This is a genomic window from Streptomyces sp. NPDC053493 (assembly GCF_044544825.1).
Classification (GTDB): domain Bacteria; phylum Actinomycetota; class Actinomycetes; order Streptomycetales; family Streptomycetaceae; genus Streptomyces.
In genome coordinates this window covers 570,527-587,855 of the sequence record NZ_JBITXS010000001.1, presented here as the reverse complement: position 1 = coordinate 587,855, position 17,329 = coordinate 570,527, and the positions used below count along the sequence as shown (strand labels likewise).

General features: G+C 74.0%; 9 protein-coding genes. 6 read left to right on the top strand and 3 right to left on the bottom strand.

What is annotated here, in order from left to right:
- Positions 1 to 23: 23 nt before the first annotated feature.
- Positions 24 to 1,202, top strand: coding sequence for an adenylyltransferase/sulfurtransferase MoeZ (gene moeZ / locus ACIGO8_RS02540; RefSeq protein ID WP_399722957.1), 1,179 nt, complete (start codon positions 24 to 26; stop codon positions 1,200 to 1,202).
- 72 nt (positions 1,203 to 1,274) lie between these two features.
- Here the strand turns inward: moeZ and ACIGO8_RS02535 are convergent, their stop codons facing one another.
- From ACIGO8_RS02535 to ACIGO8_RS02525, 3 genes are all read right to left on the bottom strand, one after another.
- On the bottom strand, positions 1,275 to 2,867 hold the full coding sequence (locus ACIGO8_RS02535; protein ID WP_399722955.1) for an alpha/beta hydrolase: 1,593 nt from the start codon (positions 2,865 to 2,867) through the stop codon (positions 1,275 to 1,277).
- A gap of 56 nt (positions 2,868 to 2,923) precedes the next feature.
- The gene (locus ACIGO8_RS02530; protein ID WP_399722953.1) at positions 2,924 to 4,519 is read right to left on the bottom strand and encodes an alpha/beta hydrolase; all 1,596 of its coding nucleotides are present in this window, start codon (positions 4,517 to 4,519) and stop codon (positions 2,924 to 2,926) included.
- 210 nt (positions 4,520 to 4,729) lie between these two features.
- Positions 4,730 to 7,363 (bottom strand): flippase-like domain-containing protein, encoded by a 2,634-nt coding sequence (locus ACIGO8_RS02525; protein ID WP_399724275.1) that lies wholly within the window; start codon positions 7,361 to 7,363, stop codon positions 4,730 to 4,732.
- 141 nt (positions 7,364 to 7,504) lie between these two features.
- Between ACIGO8_RS02525 and ACIGO8_RS02520 the strand changes: the two genes are divergently transcribed.
- From ACIGO8_RS02520 to ACIGO8_RS02500, 5 genes are all read left to right on the top strand, one after another.
- Entirely contained in the window at positions 7,505 to 7,903 is a 399-nt protein-coding gene (locus tag ACIGO8_RS02520; RefSeq protein ID WP_399722952.1) for an MGMT family protein, read from the top strand.
- A gap of 180 nt (positions 7,904 to 8,083) precedes the next feature.
- A complete protein-coding gene (locus ACIGO8_RS02515) occupies positions 8,084 to 11,647 on the top strand; it encodes an ATP-dependent helicase (RefSeq protein WP_399722950.1) in 3,564 nt (1,187 codons plus the stop codon).
- 131 nt (positions 11,648 to 11,778) lie between these two features.
- The gene (locus ACIGO8_RS02510) at positions 11,779 to 12,588 is read left to right on the top strand and encodes a hypothetical protein (protein WP_399722948.1); all 810 of its coding nucleotides are present in this window, start codon (positions 11,779 to 11,781) and stop codon (positions 12,586 to 12,588) included.
- A 148-nt stretch (positions 12,589 to 12,736) separates the two neighbouring features.
- The gene (locus tag ACIGO8_RS02505) at positions 12,737 to 13,636 is read left to right on the top strand and encodes a hypothetical protein (protein ID WP_399722946.1); all 900 of its coding nucleotides are present in this window, start codon (positions 12,737 to 12,739) and stop codon (positions 13,634 to 13,636) included.
- A gap of 157 nt (positions 13,637 to 13,793) precedes the next feature.
- Positions 13,794 to 17,324 (top strand): UvrD-helicase domain-containing protein, encoded by a 3,531-nt coding sequence (locus ACIGO8_RS02500; protein WP_399722944.1) that lies wholly within the window; start codon positions 13,794 to 13,796, stop codon positions 17,322 to 17,324.
- Positions 17,325 to 17,329 lie beyond the last annotated feature (5 nt).

Genomic DNA, 17,329 nt, shown 5'->3' with positions numbered 1-17,329 from the left:
GCGGGGATGACCCTGGAGTCCCCGTGTCGCTGCCACCCTTGGTTGAGCCAGCAGCCGAGCTCACCGTTGACGAGGTCCGTCGGTACTCCCGTCACCTGATCATCCCGGATGTCGGGATGGACGGACAGAAGCGCCTGAAGAACGCCAAGGTGCTCTGTGTGGGAGCCGGCGGCCTCGGCTCGCCCGCCCTCATGTACCTGGCCGCCGCCGGTGTCGGCACGCTCGGCATCGTCGAGTTCGACGAGGTCGACGAGTCGAACCTGCAGCGCCAGATCATCCACAGCCAGTCCGACATCGGCCGGTCCAAGGCCGAGTCGGCCCGCGACAGCGTGCTCGGCATCAACCCGTACGTGAACGTGATCCTCCACGAAGAGCGGCTCGAGGCCGAGAACGTGATGGACATCTTCAGCCAGTACGACCTGATCGTCGACGGCACGGACAACTTCGCGACCCGGTACCTGGTCAACGACGCCTGCGTGCTGCTGAACAAGCCGTACGTGTGGGGCTCCATCTACCGCTTCGACGGCCAGGCCTCGGTCTTCTGGTCCGAGTACGGCCCGTGCTACCGCTGCCTCTACCCGGAGCCCCCGCCGCCGGGCATGGTCCCCTCCTGCGCCGAGGGCGGCGTCCTGGGCGTGCTGTGCGCGTCCATCGGCTCCATCCAGGTCACCGAGGCCATCAAGGTCCTCGCCGGCGTCGGCGACCCGCTGGTCGGCCGCCTGATGATCTACGACGCCCTGGAGATGCAGTACCGCCAGGTCAAGGTCCGCAAGGACCCCAACTGCGCGGTCTGCGGCGAGAACCCGACCGTCACCGAGCTCATCGACTACGAGGCCTTCTGCGGCGTCGTGTCCGAGGAGGCCCAGGAGGCGGCGCTCGGCTCCACGATCACTCCGAAGCAGCTCAAGGAGTGGATCGACGACGGCGAGAACATCGACATCATCGACGTCCGCGAGCCGAACGAGTACGAGATCGTCTCGATCCCCGGCGCCCGCCTGATCCCGAAGAACGAGTTCCTGATGGGCACCGCCCTCCAGGACCTGCCCCAGGACAAGCGGATCGTCCTGCACTGCAAGACGGGTGTCCGCAGTGCGGAAGTCCTCGCCGTCCTGAAGTCCGCGGGCTTCGCGGACGCCGTCCACGTCGGCGGCGGCGTGATCGGCTGGGTCCACCAGATCGAGCCCGAGAAGCCGGTCTACTAGCCGCACCCGCGCGCCTCGCACGCGAAGGGGCCCGGATCCGTCCACCGGATCCGGGCCCCTTCGCCTGCCCCGTCACGGACAGGCGGTGCCGTACGCGGGGACCTTTCCGTCCAGGAAGTAGGCGTCGACCTTGCGCGTGACGCACGGCGAAGTGCCGTACGCGCCGTGCCCCTCGCCCTTGTTGGTGACGAGCACGCCGACGCCCGCGCCCAGCTCCTTCGCCATCTTCTCCGCGCCCTCGAACGGCGTGGCCGGGTCGCCCGTCGTGCCCACCACCAGGACCGGGGCCGCGCCCGGCGCGCTCGCCTCCGGGTGGGCGCGCTCGCCCGGCACCGGCCACCGCGCGCACCAACCGGCCGTGTCCCAGGCCAGGAACGGGCCGAAGACGGGCGACAGCCGGCGGAACTCCGGCAGCAGCGCCTTCGCCTGAGCGGCCGTCGGCCGGATGCTGGAGTCGGCGCACGAGATCGCCCGCTGGGAGTGCGACTGGGTCGCGTAATGCCCGCTCCCGTCCCGGTCGTTGTACCAGTCGGCGAGCTGGAGCAGCCGCCCGCCGCGGCCCTGCTCGGCGTCCGCGAGGGCCTGCGTCAGCAGCGGCCAGTTGGCCTGCCCGTACAGCGTGACCGCGATCCCGGTGGTCGCCAGGCCCTCGGTGAGCCTGCGCTCGCCGACCCGCAGCGGCGCCCGGTCCAGCTTGCGCAGCAGCCGCGCGATCCGCTCCGTGCCGGCCTTCGGGTCCTGGCCCGTGCTGCGCAGGTAGTTGTCGAGGGCGCGCTGGAAGCCGAGCGTCTGGTTACGGGCGTGGCCGAAGGTGTCGGCGGTCGGGTCGACGACCGCGTCGAGGACGAGCCGGCCCACGTTCCCCGGGAAGAGGTGCGCGTAGGTGCCGCCCAGCTCCGTGCCGTAGGACATGCCGAAGTAGTTCAGCTTGGCGTCGCCGAGGATCCGGCGGATCAGATCGAGGTCGCGGGCCGTGTCACTGGTCGTGGTGTGCGGCAGGACGGTGCCGGAGCGGCGGGCGCAGCCGGCCGCGAAGTCCGCGTTGTCCTTCAGGAAGGCGGTCTCCTCGGCCGCCGAGTCCGGCGTGAGGTCGATCCTCGCCTCGGCCGCGGCCTGCTCGGCGTCGTCGCGGCAGACCACGCCCGCGCTGCGGCCGACGCCGCGGGGATCGAAGGACACCAGGTCGTAGCGCTCGCCGAGGCCGGCGTACTCGGCGGCGGCGCGCGGCAGGATCTCCACGCCGGAGCCGCCGGGCCCGCCGAAGTTGAACAGCAGCGAGCCGATGCGGTGTCCTCGGTCGGTGGCCTCCTTGCGGATCAGGGCCACCGGGATCGTGTCGCCGTCCGGCCGCGCGTAGTCCAGCGGCACCTTGACGGACGCGCAGCGCCACGCGGCGCCCGGGGCCTGGCCGTCGTCGGGCGCGGGGCAGGGCTGCCAGTCGGGGCGCTGGCCGGTGAGGGCGGCGGGCAGCGGACCCTCGGCGGGAGCGGCGGTCGAGGGAGCGGTGGTCGTGGGAGCGGTGGTCGTGGTCGCGGTCGTGGTCCTTCCGGGGCCGGTGGGCGACGGCGCGGCCGTCCCGCCGCCGGAACCCGTACAGCCCGCCACGAGCAGACCCGCGAGACCGAGCCCCGCGCCCCTGCGTATGAACCCGCCCGACCTGCCCATGCGCCGACCCCCCGTGTTTCCGTACCGGACCGCCATCGTAGGCGGCGCCCGCGGCCCTAACGGCAGACGGTCCCCGAGGCCGGCACCTTGCCCTCCAGGAGGTACGCGTCGGTCGCCGCCTTCACGCATCCGTTGCCGCTCGTGTAGGCACCGTGGCCCTGGCCGTGATACGTGAGCTCCACGCCGACGTCCTTGCCGAGCGCGTTCACCATCGCGCGGGCACCCGCGTACGGCGTCGCCGGGTCGCCGGTGTTGCCGACCACCAGGATCGGGGCCGAACCGGCCGCCGACACGTCCGGGTGCTCCCAGGCGCCCGGCACCGGCCAGGAGGCGCAGTTCGCGAGCGCCCAGCCCATGAAGTCGCCGAAGACGGCCGAGGCCTTGCGGAACTCGGGCAGCTGCTCCTTGGCCTGGCCGAGGGTGAAGCGCTCCTTGAAGTCCACGCAGTTGATGGCGATGTTGGCGGACTGGATGTTGCTGTAACCGCCGTTCTGGTCACGGCCGTTCATCGAGTCCGACAGGGCCAGCAGCAGCGCCCCGTTGCCGCCGTCGGCCTCGTCGAGGCCCTGCTCCAGATAGGGCCAGAACTCCTTGGAGTACAGCGCCTGCGCGATGCCGTTGGTGGCCTGCGTCTGGGTCAGCTTGCGGTCGCCGATGCCGGCGATCGGCTTCTTGTCGAGCTCGGCGAGCAGCTGGACGACGAAGTCCTCGATCCCGGCGACGGAGTCGCCGGGCAGCGCGCACTCGTCGCCCCGGTCCACGCAGTCCTTGGCGAAGTTGTCGAGCGCCAGCTGGAAGCCCTTCGCCTGCCCGATCGCCCCGGCCTTGACCCCGGCCGACGGGTCCACGACGGCGTCGAAGACGGCGCGGCCCACGTTCTTCGGGAACAGGTGGGCGTAGACGCCGCCGAGTTCGGTGCCGTACGAGATGCCGAAGTAGTGCAGCTTGTCGTCGCCGAGGACCCGGCGCATCAGGTCCATGTCGCGGGCCGCGTTCTCGGTGCCGACGTGGGGCAGCCGGGGACCGGCGTTCCGCTCGCAGCCGTCGGTGTACTTCCGCTGCGCCTCGGAGAGGGACTTCTCCTCTGCGGCGTCGTCCGGCATGAAGTCCAGGGCGTAGTAGGCGTCGAGCTCCTTGTCGGTGGCGCACTCGACGGGCTCGCTGCGGCCGACGCCGCGCGGGTCGAAGGAGACCAGGTCGTAGCGGGACCGCAGGCTCTCGAAGTCGCTCGCGAAACCGGGCAGGCCGGTGATGCCGGAGCCGCCGGGCCCGCCGAAGTTGAACACGAGCGAACCGATCCGGCCGGCCTGGTCGCGGGCCCGGCCGCGGATGAGGGCGATGTCGACGGTCTCGCCGTCCGGCTTCGCGTAGTCCAGCGGCGCGGCCATGAAGGCGCACTCCCACTTCGTGCCGCCGGGCAGCGGCGAGGGCGCCGGGCCGCCGCCCTCCGCCGCGGACGGCGGCAGACACGGCGACCACTCCAGCTTCTGCGCCGCGAGCCGGTCGAGCGCGGCCTGCCCGCCGGACCCGCCGGCCGACGGCGTGGCCGACGGCGCGCCCGCCGGGTCACCTCCGTCGTCGGAACACCCGGCGGTCAGGAGCAGGGCGGTCGCGGTGAACAGAGCGGCACGCTGAGCGGCGGAGATCGGCATGCCCCCATCGTGGTCCGCCCACTCCGCGCCCGCGCGGGCGGAGGTCCAAGCGGGTGGCGGGTGCGGTGCGGGTCCAGGCGGGTGACGGGGACGCACGGCGTCCCAGCGGGTGGCGGGGACGGTCCGGGTCCGAAGCGGGTGAGGGGGACGGACGCCGGTCCCGGCGGTGGCGGGTGCGGCTTCCCCGGCGGCCGGGCTCGGGCCGCCGCGTCAGAGCGCCTCGCGCTTCGTCAGCCAGTTGAAGCAGATCCAGCCCGGCAGCACCGGCAGCCAGAGCGTCAGGAGCCGGAAGAGGAGCACGGCCGGGGTGGCGACCTCCAGAGGGAGGCCGACCGCGACCAGGCCCAGGGTGAGCGCGGTCTCGACCGCGCCGACACCGCCCGGCGTGGGTGCCGCCGAGCCCAGCGCGTTGCCCGCGAGGAAGACGACCGCCACGCTCGCGTAGCTCAGCGTCGTCGACTCGGTCCCGAAGGCCCGGATCGAGGCGTCCAGGCAGAACACGAACGCGCCGGTGAGCAGCAGCATGCCGCCGATGCCGGTGACCAGCTTCATCGGCCGCTGGAGCACGTCCAGCATGCGCGGCACCACGCCCGCGAAGAGCGACCGCAGCCGGGTCGACACGAACTTCCGCATGAACGGGATCGCCGTCACGACGAGCACCAGCACCGCGACCGTCAGCAGACCCGCGATCACCGTCCTCGACGGCGTGAAGGACTGCGACTTCTCCGTGCCCGTCAGATAGCCGAAGGACAGCAGCAGCAGGATGTGCGCACCGAGCCCGAACAGCTGCGAGGCGCCGACGCTCGCGACCGCGAGCCCCGGACGTACGCCCGCACGCTGCAGGAAGCGGGTGTTCAGGGCCACGCCGCCGACCGCCGCCGGGGCGACGATCTTCACGAAGGAGCCGGCGACCTGGGCCACCACCGTCCGCCAGAAGCCGACCCGCTCCGGCACGAAGCCGAGCAGGCTCATCGCCGCCGCCACATAGCTGAGCGCCGAGAACAGCACGGCCGCCGCCACCCAGCGCCAGTCGGCCTCGCTGACCGTCGACAGCGGCGTACGGGCGATCTGGCTCAGCAGGAAGTACGCGGCGACGGCGCCCGCGATCAGCGAGATGAGCGTCCGCGGCTTGATCCGCTCCAGGCGGACCGGCTCCACCGGCGCCTGCGGCCGGATCAGCAGCACCTGGCGGCGGATCTGCGCCAGCAGGTCCTCCTCGCGGGCCTCGTCCAGGGCCACGTCGAGCGCCCGCTTCTCCGCCTTCTTGTCGGCCTTCCGGTCGGCCTGCTTCTCCGCCCGCGCGGACCTGCGGTCCTCCTGGAGATCGGCCTGCGCCCGCGCCTCCGCCCGGGCCTGCTTGGCCGCCTCGGAGGCGGCCAGGACCGCCTCGCGCTCCCGCTTGGACCGCTCGCGGCCGAGCCGGCGCAGCTCCGCGCGGGTCGACCGGCTCAGCGCGATCGGCTGGAGCAGCGGCAGACAGTCGGCGATCGCGTCCGGTCCGAGAATCTCCACGGCCGCGGCCACCGCCCGCTCGGCGCCCACCCGCAGACCGAGCGTGGTGAGCAGCTGGGCGATGTCCATCCGCAGCACCAGATCGCCGGCGGCGATCTCGCCGCCCCGCAGATCCGTGAGGATCACCTTGCCGGAACGATCCACCAGAATCGCGTCACCCGCGAGCCTGCGGTGCGCGATCCGGCGCGACTGGAGCGCCTTCACCTGGCGCCAGGCGCTGCGCACCAGGTCGTCGGTGATCTCCTCGTCGTCGAGGGAGTCCAGGGTCCGGCCGCCGAGGTGCTCGTAGACCAGCATCACCGCGTCCGGGCCCAGCTCGGAGGTGGCGATCAGCTTCGGCGCGTTCGCGCCCGCCGCGATCGCCGCGTACGCGAGCAGCGCCTCCTGTTCCAGGGCCTGGCGCAGGGACACGATCGAGCGGCGGGTGGTGATGGTGCGCAGGGTCAGGCGCCGCCAGGCCCGGTAGAAGAAGCCGTGCGCCTGCTGCTCGCGGTCGACGACGGTGACGTCGAGCGGCGGCCCGTCCTCCAGGGTCACGATGTAGCGCCGGCCCCGGTCCCCGCTGTCCGCCGAGTCGGGCACGCCCTCCGCGCGCAGCGCCGTCACCGGCCGGAAGCCGACCCGGCGCAGGCCCGCCAGCAGCGTCTGCCCGGTGGGCCGGACGTTCGGCGAGCCGACCGCGTACAGCGTGCCGTACGCCACGGTCCAGCCGATCAGCACGGTCAGGATGATCGAGAAGGCGGTGGTGTAGCCGGCCACGAGCATGGTGAACGCGTCGAGCAGCAGCACCACCCACAGCACCACCCGCCAGCGCGGTCTGCGGGCCATGCCGACGGCGGTCATGTACGCGATGACCGGCGCCAGGTAGTTGTGCACCGGGTCGGTGAGCCCGCCGCCGGACTGCGGCTGCGTGAGCGCGTCCTGGATGGTGCCGGGCGCCGCCCGCGCCACCCACAGGTCGGTGGCGAGCGTCACGCCGTGCGCGAGCACGGCGGCGAGCACGCCGTCGGCGATGCGCAGTCCGTCACGTTTCACCAGCCGCTCGATCGCGAACGCCACCGGGACCAGCAGGACCGCGATCGACGACACCAGGCCGGCGATCTTGACGAAGACGTCGGGCGCGCCGCCGGCGCCCTTGTTGATGTCCTGCTCCAGGCCGGAGGTGGTGCCGTGGGCGAAGGCGGCGATGGCGAGCACCAGGGCGATGGCGAGCACGCCGATCAGCAGCCGCATCAGATCGGACGGCCGGTGCACCCGGGCGGCGAGCAGCGGCTCGTCACCGGAGACGCGCTCGGGAGCGCCCTCCGGCGGGCTGTCGTGCGCCATCACCATGTCCGTCTCTGCGCTCTGTGCCGTCGTTGTCACGTGTTCTTGTTCTCGTATCACCAGTCACCGCCCGCACGATGGTGGCACGAAGTGGGCCCGTTCGGAGGCATCAGGGCCCTGTCGGTGGGGTGAGGCAGGATGAGCCGAATGGAGACGCAGGAGCTGCCCGAGCTGCCCGAGTACGCGGAACGAGTCCTTCAGGTCGCCGAGGAGATCCCGCCCGGCCGGGTGATGACGTACGGCGACGTCGCCGAGTGGCTGGGCGAGGGCGGCCCGCGCCAGGTGGGCCGGGTGATGGCCCTGTACGGCGGCTCGGTGCCGTGGTGGCGTGTGGTCAAGTCCGACGGCACGCTCCTGCCGGGCCACGAGCACCGCGCGCTCGGCCACTACCGGGCGGAGGGCACACCGCTGCGGGAGCCCAGGGGCGGCGGCGCGGTACGGCTGGACATGCGCGAGGCGCGGTGGGACGGGACGCCGGCGGGAGGGGACGGGGAGCGGGGCGGGGAGGTCGACGGGGACGGGGCCGCCGTGGGCGCGGACGCGTGAGATACGAGGACGACATCGCGTAACGTCGAGGGTCGCGCGGCTCATCCGGGCACCCAGCGGACCGCGGCCCACGGGCGCCCCGGCCGAACCGCGCACCCGGCGTACGCCGCGCACCACCCGGCGTGCTCCTCGTACTCCTCGTACTCCTCCACAGACCCACCAGCAGGACCGGCGACCCACGTGACTTCCTCCTCCACCCTTCGGCACACCCGGGGCCCCGGCGCGTACCGGCTGGTGCGGGCCGTCCCGGCGCCGGTGCGGCCCCCTGTGCTGGACGCAGCGCAGCGGGCGGTGGTTGAGCATGCGGAAGGACCGCTTCTCGTCCTCGCCGGACCCGGCACCGGGAAGACGACGACGCTGGTGGAGGCGGTCGCGGCCCGGATGGAGCGGGGCGCCGACCCCGAGCGGATCCTCGTCCTCACCTTCAGCCGCAAGGCCGCCGTGGAACTCCGCGACCGGATGGCGGCCCGGCTCGGCGGGCGGCGGCCGCCGCAGGCCACCACCTTCCACTCGTACTGCTACGCCCTCGTCCGCGCCCACCAGGACGCCGACCTCTTCGCGGAGCCGCTGCGGCTGCTGTCCGGCCCCGAGCAGGACCTGGCGGTCCGGGAACTCCTCGCCGGCCAGATCGACCTGGAGAAGGCCGGTCTCGCCCACGTCCGCTGGCCCGACGAACTGCGGGCCTGCCTCACCACGCGCGGTTTCGCCGACGAGGTGCGCGCGGTCATCGCGCGGTCCCGGGAGCTGGGCCTCGGGCCGGGCGAGCTCGAGGCGTTCGCCCGGCGGGTCGGGCGGCCGGACTGGCGGGCGGCGGCCGGCTTCCTCGCGGAGTACCTGGACGTGATGGACCTCCAGGGAGTCCTCGACTACACCGAGCTCGTCCACCGGGCCGTGCTCCTCGCGGAGACGGCGCGGCCGGGCGCCCTGCCGTCGTACGACGCGATCTTCGTCGACGAGTACCAGGACACCGACCCGGCGCAGGTCCGGCTGCTGCGCGGGATCTCGGCCGCCGCCCCGACGGTGGTGGCCTTCGGCGACCCGGACCAGTCGATCTACGCCTTCCGCGGCGCCGACGTGAACGGCATCCTCGACTTCCCGTCCGTCTTCGGCGGCGAGGTCCGCGTGCTCGGCACCTCGCGCCGCTCGGGCGCGACGCTCCTCGGCGCGACCAGGCTGCTGACCCAGCGGATGCCGCTGCCCCGCCTTCCCGCCGCCCAGGCCCGTGCCCACCGCGAGCTCGCGCCGGTACGGGACGGCGGGCGGGTGGAGGTCTACACGTATCCGACTCCGTCCACCGAGACGGACAACATCGCCGACCTCCTGCGCCGCGCCCACCTGGAGGACGGCGTCCCCTGGCACGACATGGCCGTGCTCACCCGCGCCGCCGCCCACCTCCCGTCCCTCCGCCGCGCCCTCACCTCCGCGGGCGTCCCGGTCGAGACCGACACCGCCGACACCCCTCTCCGCCACGAACCCTCCGTGGCCCCTCTCCTGCTCGCGCTGCGCGCCGCCGCCACCTCCGCCGGCCCGCCCACGGACGCGTCGGCGCCGGCCACACCTGCCGAGGACCCCGGCACCGGGCCGGAGGGCCAGGCGGCGGACGTCGTCGAGGGTGGGGCCGGTGACGGGGGCGGCGACGAGGTCGGCGCGGACGGGCCCGCGGGCGACGGGGGCGGCGCGGATGGGCCGGCGGACAACGAGGTCGCGGCCGGTGCCGACGCGGTGGGGCAGCGCGGCTCGGCCGAGGAGGCCGGCTCGGTGGAGGAGCTCGGCGGCGCCGGCGCGGCCGCGGAGCCCGGCGCGGTGGAGGAGGCCGGTGGCGCCGGCTCGGCCGCGGAGCCCGGCTCGGCCGGGGAGGCCGAGGAGGCCGGGTGGCTCGACGTCGAGACCGCCGTCGCGCTGCTCGCCTCGCCACTCGCCGGGATGGATCCCGCCGATCTGCGGCGGCTCGGGCGGGCGCTCAGGGACGAGGAGCGGGCCGGCGGCAACGCGGTGCCCGCGCCGTCGGACGTGCTGCTCGCGCGGGCCCTCGCCGAGCCCGAGCGGCTGGTCGCGCACGACCAGGCGTACGCGCGCGGCGCGCGGCGCCTCGGCGAGCTGCTGCGCGCCGTGCGGAACGCCCTGCGGGCCGGCGGCACCGCCGAGGAGGCGCTCTGGCTCCTCTGGAACGGCACACCCTGGCCCACCCGCCTCGAACGCGCCTCCCTGCGCGGCGGCCCCGCCGGCCGCAACGCCGACCGCGACCTCGACGCCGTCTGCGCCCTTTTCGAGACCGCCGCCCGCGCCGAGGACCGCGTCGGCGGCCGTGGCGCGCTCAACTTCCTCGAAGAGCTCGACGCCCAGGACATCGCCGCCGACACCCTCACCCGCCGCCACACCCGCCCCGACGCCGTGCGCCTCATGACCGCCCACCGTTCCAAGGGCCTCGAATGGAGCCTCGTCGTCGTCGCCGGCGTCCAGGAAGGCCTCTGGCCCGACCTGCGCCGCCGCGGCTCCCTCCTCGAAGCCGACCGCATCGGCCGCGACGGCCTCGCCGAGCCCCTCACTCCGGGCGCCCTCCTCGCCGAGGAGCGCCGGCTCTTCTACGTCGCCGCCACCCGCGCCCGCGACCGCCTCGTCGTCACCGCCGTCAAGGCTCCCGCCGACGACGGCGACCAGCCCTCGCGCTTCCTCAACGAGCTCGGCGCCGAGCCCAAGGAGGTCACCGGCCGGCCCCGCCGGCCCCTCGCCGTCGCCGCTCTCGTCGCCGAACTCCGCGCCACCACCGTCGACCCCGACGCCTCGCCCGAGCTGCGCGCCGCCGCCGCCGAACGCCTCGCCCGGCTCGCCGCCCTCACCGACGAGGACGGCGGCCCGCTCGTGCCCGCCGCCCACCCGGACCGCTGGTGGGGCCTCGCCGAGCCGACCCGCAGCGCCGTGCCGCTGCGCGACCGCGACCGCCCGGTGGCCCTGTCCGGCTCCGCCCTGGACCAGCTCGCCCACACCTGCGCCCTGCAGTGGTTCCTGGGCCGTGAGGTCAAGGCCGACGCACCCGCCACCGCCGCCCAGGGCTTCGGCAACGTCGTGCACGTCCTCGCCGACGAGGTCGCCTCCGGCCGTACGCCCGCCGACCTCGACGTCCTCATGGCCCGTCTCGACTCCGTCTGGGACGCCCTCGCCTTCGACGCGCCGTGGAAGTCCGCGCAGGAGAAGGAGAACGCCCGCGTCGCCCTGGAACGCTTCCTGCACTGGCACGTCATGGACCGGGCCGGCCGCACTCCCGCCGCGACCGAGCACGCCTTCGACGTGACGCTGCCGGCCGGCGCGTACGAGGTCCGCATCCGCGGCTCCATGGACCGCGTCGAGGCCGACGAACAGGGCCGCGCCTACGTCGTCGACTTCAAGACCGGCAAGTCCGCCCCGACCAAGGACGAGGTCGCCCACCACCCGCAGCTCGCCGTCTACCAGCTCGCCGTCCGCGAGGGCGCCGTCGACGAGGTCTTCGGCGGCCGCACTCCGGAGCCGGGCGGCGCCGAACTCGTCCACCTCCGCCAGTCCGCTCCCAAGAAGGAGGGCGGCGACGCCCTGCCCAAGGTGCAGGCGCAGGAGCCGCTCGACGGCGAGTGGGTCGGCGACCTCCTCGCCACCGCCGCCGGCCGCGTCCTCGACGAGCGCTTCACGCCCTCCACCGGCCAGCACTGCACGACCTGCGCCTTCCGCGCCTCCTGCAGCGCCCGCCCCGAGGGCCGCCACATCGTGGAGTGACCTCGTCGCGAACCGACGTCATCGTGGACCTCGTCGCGGCGTGACCGACATCTCTTGTTGTCCGTGCAACCTTCTGAGGTTTCCGGCTGTCGCATAAGACTGCTGTGAAGGAAACCTGTGAGGAGTTGCGCATGGCTGCCAACCGAAAGCTCTGGATCGCGGCGCTCGTCTGTGCCGCCGCCACCACCGTCGGTGTGACGGGCTGCGGCAAGGGCGACGACACCGGGGCCAAGGGCGGCGGCACCACGTCCCCGTCGGCCGCGCCCACCAAGGAGGCGCCCAAGGACCCGTTCGCGGGCATGGACGCCGACGCGATCGCCGACAAGGCCACCGAGGCCACCAAGAAGGCCACCTCGCTGCACATGATCGGCGGCGGCAAGAACGACGGCGCCGACATGAAGGTCGACTTCGCCGTCGACGAGCGCGGCGCCTGCACCGGCAAGATGACCCAGCAGGGCGCGACGGCGGAGATGCTGAAGGCCGAGGGCCAGCTCTACATGAAGGGCAACGAGAAGTTCTGGCGGACCACCGCCGGCGGCAAGGGCGGCTCCGCCGAGGAGACCAACGCCATGGTCGAGCTCCTCAAGGGCCGCTGGATGAAGGTCTCCGGCAAGGACAAGGACATGGGCGAGGTCTGCGACCTCGACTCGCTCCGCAAGGACATGGAGAAGGACAAGTCGGACACCAAGGGCGCGACCCGCGGCCCCGACTCCGAGGTGAACGGGCAGCCGGCCGCCGTCCTGACGAACAAGAAGAGCGGTGGCGAGTCGGTCACGATGTACGTGGCGAAGGAGGGCGAGCCGTACATCCTCAGGGTCGTCGAGACGGGCGGCGACGAGCCCGGCACCGTCACGCTCACCGACTACAACAAGCCGGTCAACGCCACCAAGCCGCCGGCCGACCAGGTCATCGACCTGGAGAAGCTCGGCGGCCGTTCCTGACCGAAGCCTTAGGACGGCGGCGGTACGGCCGCGCGGGCGTGCCCCGGGCGGGCTCCCACAGGCCCCAGGCGCGCCCGAGGCGTGCGGTAGCGGGCCCCGGCCCGCTCCGGCACGCTGGAAGACCGGGGGAGTCCGCGAGGAGGCTCGCATGGCGTCCCACAGCACCCGGCTCCGCGCCGCCACCGTCGTCGTCACCGCCCTGATCGCCGGGGCCGCCGCCCCGGTCACCTCGGTCGCCTCGGCACAGTCGGCACAGACGGAGACGCCCGCGCAGGCGCAGGCGCAGGCACAGGCGCAGGCGCAGTTCCAGGCACCGGCGACTGCGCCGGAGCCGCTGACGGCGGTCGTACGGGCCGCGGCGCCCAGCCCCTCGCCCGACCCCTTCAAAGGCCTCAGCGCCGACCAGATCGCCGACAAGGCCGTCAAGGCCACCCGGTCCGCGACCTCCCTGCGCATGGCCGGCCGGGTCGTCACCGGCGGACAGCCGATGGCCGTCGACTTCTCCGTCAACGACCACAACGAGTGCACCGGCGCCATCAAGCTGGAGGGCGGCGCCGCCGAACTCCGCCAGACCGGCAAGGTCACGTACATGAAGGGCGACGAGAAGTTCTGGCGCGCCTCCATGACCTCCCAGGGCCTGCCCGCCCCGCAGATCGAGGCGACGATCGAGCTGCTCAAGGGCCGCTGGCTGAAGATCACCCAGGGGCAGGCGGGCACCGGCGACCTCGGCGGTGTCTGCGACCTGAAGTCGCTCCTCGCCGACATCGGCAAGGACAAGGCCGAGCGCAGGGGTCTCACGCGAGGCCCCGACGCCGAGGTCAAGGGCACTCCCGTCGCCACGCTCGTCAAGAAGAAGCCGGGCGGCGAGACCACCACCGTGTCCGTCTCCGAGCGCGGCAAGCCGTACATCCTCAGGATGCTCAAGACGGGCGGCGGCGAGCCCGGAGACGTGGTCCTGTCCGACTACGACAAGCCGGTCAAGGTCGTCGTCCCGCCCGCCGACGAGACCGTCGACCTCTCCAAGCTGGACCAGGGCACGTCGGCCTGAGGCACCCGGCCAGACGTCCGGCCCGACGTCCGGCCCGACGCGCCCCGCCTGAGGCACCCGGTCCGCCGCGGCCTCGGCCCTGACGCGCCCCGGGGTGAGACGGAGGGCACCTTCGGGCCGGGCCGGATTGTCGGTCCGTCCCGTTAGCCTCTTTCGGGTGACCGCACGCATCACCGACCCCGAGCAGCTCAAGGAGCTGCTCGGCATCCCGTTCACGCCGGAGCAGACGGCCTGCATCGTCGCGCCGCCCGCCCCGCAGGTCATCGTGGCCGGAGCCGGCTCCGGCAAGACGACGGTGATGGCCGCCCGGGTGGTCTGGCTGGTCGGCACCGGCCAGGTCGCACCCGAGCAGGTGCTCGGCCTGACCTTCACCAACAAGGCCGCCGGCGAACTCGCCGAGCGCGTGCGCACCGCCCTCGTCCGGGCCGGCGTCACCGACCCCGACGTCATCGACCCGGACAACCCTCCGGGCGAACCCCGCATCTCCACCTACCACGCCTTCGCCGGCCAGCTCCTCACCGACCACGGCCTGCGCATCGGCCTGGAGCCCACCTCCCGGCTCCTCGCCGACGCCACCCGCTATCAGCTCGCCGCCCGCGTCCTGCGCGAGGCCCCCGGCCCGTATCCCGCGCTGACCCGCTCCTTCCCGACCCTCGTCGGCGACCTCCTCGCCCTCGACGCCGAGCTCGCCGAACACCTCGTACGGCCCGAGCGTCTCCGCGCGTACGACACCGAGCTGCTCGCCGGTCTCGCCACCGCCAAGCTCACCAACGCCGACCTGCGCAAACTGCCCGAGGCCGCCGGAGCGCGCCGCGAACTCCTCGACCTCGTCGTGCGCTACCGCGCCGCCAAGCGCTCCCGCGACCTGCTCGACTTCGGCGACCAGATCGCGCTGTCCGCCGAGCTCGCCACCACCCGCCCCGAGGTCGGCGCGATCCTGCGCGACGAGTTCCGGGTCGTCCTCCTCGACGAGTACCAGGACACGTCCGTCGCCCAGCGGCTGCTCCTCTCCGGCCTCTTCGGGCAGGGCACCGGGCACGCCGTGACCGCCGTCGGCGACCCGTGCCAGGCCATCTACGGCTGGCGCGGCGCCTCCGTCGCCAACCTCGACGACTTCCCCGAGCACTTCCCGTACGAGGACGGCAGCCCTGCCACCCGTTACGCGCTCTCCGAGAACCGGCGCAGCGGCGGCCGCCTCCTGGACCTCGCCAACGGTCTCGCCGCGCCGCTGCGCGCCCTGCACGCGGGCGTGGAGGCGCTGCGGCCCGCGCCCGGCGCCGAACGGGACGGCAGCGTCCGCATCGCCCTGCTCCCCACCCACGTGGAGGAGATCGACTGGCTCGCCGACTCCCTCGCCCACCTCGTCCGCACCGGCACCGCGCCCGGCGAGATCGCCGTCCTGTGCCGCACGGCCACCGACTTCCCGGCGATCCAGGCCGCCCTCGTCGCCCGGGACGTGCCCGTCGAGGTCGTCGGCCTCTCCGGACTGCTCCACCTGCCCGAGATCGCCGACCTCGTCGCCGTCTGCGAGGTCCTCCAGGACCCGGGCGCCAACGCCTCCCTCGTACGGCTCCTCACCGGCCCGCGCTGGCGGATCGGCCCTCGCGACCTGGCCCTCCTCGGCCGCCGCGCCCGGCTCCTCGTCCACCGGCCGGCAGACGGCTCCGACGACGCCGACCAGCGGCTCGCCGCCGCCGTCGAGGGCGTCGACCCGGCCGAGGTGATCTCCCTCGCCGACGCGCTCGACACCTTCCTCGACTCCGGCGGCGGCGAGGACGACGGCCTGCCCTTCTCGCCCGAGGCCCGGGTCCGCTTCGCCCGCCTCGCCGCCGAGCTGCGCGCCCTGCGCTCCTCGCTCGCCGACCCGCTGATGGACGTCCTGCACCGGGTCCTCGCCGCCACCGGCCTGGAGGTCGAGCTGTCGGCCTCGCCGCACGCCCTCGCCGCCCGCCGCCGCGAGACCCTCGGCAACTTCCTCGACATCGCCGCCGGCTTCGCCTCCCTCGACGGCGAGGCCACGCTGCTCGCCTTCCTCGGCTTCCTGCGCACGGCCGCGCAGTACGAGAAGGGCCTCGACAACGCCCTGCCCGGCGGCGAGAACACCGTCAAGGTGATGACCGCCCACAAGTCCAAGGGCCTGGAGTGGGACGTCGTCGCCGTGCCGGGCCTGGTCACCGGCCAGTTCCCGTCCACCCGCGCGCGCGAGTCCTGGACCTCCCAGCCCCAGGTCCTCCCGCACGCCCTGCGCGGCGACGCGGCGACGCTGCCGCACCTCGACGCCTGGGACGCCAAGGCGCTCACCGCCTTCAAGAACGGCATGCGGGAGCACCAGCACACCGAGGAACTCCGCCTCGGCTACGTCACCTTCACCCGGCCCCGCTCCCTCCTCCTGGCCTCCGCGCACTGGTGGGGCCCGGCGCAGAAGAAGCCGCGCGGCCCGTCCGACTTCCTCCACGCGCTGTACGCCCACTGCGAGGCGGGCCACGGCGAGATCGAGGCATGGGCGGACGCCCCGGAGGAGGGATCGGAGAATCCGCTGCTGGCGTCCGAGCTGGCGGACCAGGCCTGGCCCCTGCCGCTGGACAAGGAGAGCCTGGAACGGCGCAGGCAGGCGGCGGACGACGTCCTGACCCGGCTGTGGGCGATCGTTCCGCGGGACGGCGACGCGGGTGCGTCCGGCCGGAGCCCGCGGGAGGGCGGGCCCGGCCGCACGGCGGCGCCGCACGTCACCGCCACCGACACCACCGCCGCCACCGCCGCCACCGCCGCCGAGGACGACCTCTGGCTCCCCGGCGAGCTCGACTGGGACGAGGAGCCCCACGCGGAGGCCCCGGCCGCCGACGCGGACCCGGCCCCGCACCCAGAGGTCCCCGCCCCGCACCCGGAGGTCCCGGCCGCCCGCGCGGAGGTCCCCGCCCCGCGCCAGGAGCCGCGTCCAGGTCCCCGGGAGCCGCACGTCCTGTCCCAGGAGGACGCCAGGACCATCGCCTCCTGGGACCGCGACCTCACCGCCCTCACCGCCGAGCTCCACCGCTCCCGGGCCACCACCCGCGACGTCGTCCTGCCCGCCTACCTCTCCGCCTCCCAGGTCCTGCGCCTCGCCGCCGATCCCGACGGCTTCGCCAAGGAGCTGGCCCGGCCGATGCCCAAGCCGCCGCAGCCCGCCGCCCGGCGCGGGACGCGGTTCCACGCCTGGGTGGAGTCGCGCTTCGAGGAGCTGCCGCTGCCCATGCTGGGCCCGGACGAGCTGCCCGGCGGCGAGGAGTTCGCGGGCGAGCCGGAGATCCTGGACGAGCGGGACCTGGACGCGCTCAAGGAGGCCTTCGACCGCACGCCGTACGCCCGCCGCACGCCGTACCGCGTGGAGGTCCCCGTCCATCTGTCCCTCGCCGGCCGGGTGGTCCGGGGCCGGATCGACGCCGTCTACCGCGACCCGGACACCGGCGCGTACGAGATCGTCGACTGGAAGACCAGCCACCTGCGCACCGCCGATCCGCTCCAGCTGGCGATCTACCGCCTCGCCTGGGCCGAGCAGCACGGACTGGCTCCCGAGGAGGTCGAGGCCGCCTTCGTCTACGTGCGCACGGGAGAGGTCGTACGGCCCTCGCGGCTGCCCGGACGGGCGGAACTGGAGGCCGTGCTCCTCGGCACACCGGCCGACGACGGACCGCCGCACGGCGCCGGATAGGCTCG

Bases quoted from the DNA above. Each gene is read 5' to 3' on its own strand.
- ACIGO8_RS02535 (WP_399722955.1), bottom strand. From the start codon at position 2,867: ATGGGCAGGTCGGGCGGGTTCATACGCAGGGGCGCGGGGCTCGGTCTC.
- ACIGO8_RS02530 (WP_399722953.1), bottom strand. From the start codon at position 4,519: ATGCCGATCTCCGCCGCTCAGCGTGCCGCTCTGTTCACCGCGACCGCC.
- ACIGO8_RS02525 (WP_399724275.1), bottom strand. From the start codon at position 7,363: ATGGTGATGGCGCACGACAGCCCGCCGGAGGGCGCTCCCGAGCGCGTC.
- ACIGO8_RS02520 (WP_399722952.1), top strand. From the start codon at position 7,505: ATGGAGACGCAGGAGCTGCCCGAGCTGCCCGAGTACGCGGAACGAGTC.
- ACIGO8_RS02510 (WP_399722948.1), top strand. From the start codon at position 11,779: ATGGCTGCCAACCGAAAGCTCTGGATCGCGGCGCTCGTCTGTGCCGCC.
- ACIGO8_RS02505 (WP_399722946.1), top strand. From the start codon at position 12,737: ATGGCGTCCCACAGCACCCGGCTCCGCGCCGCCACCGTCGTCGTCACC.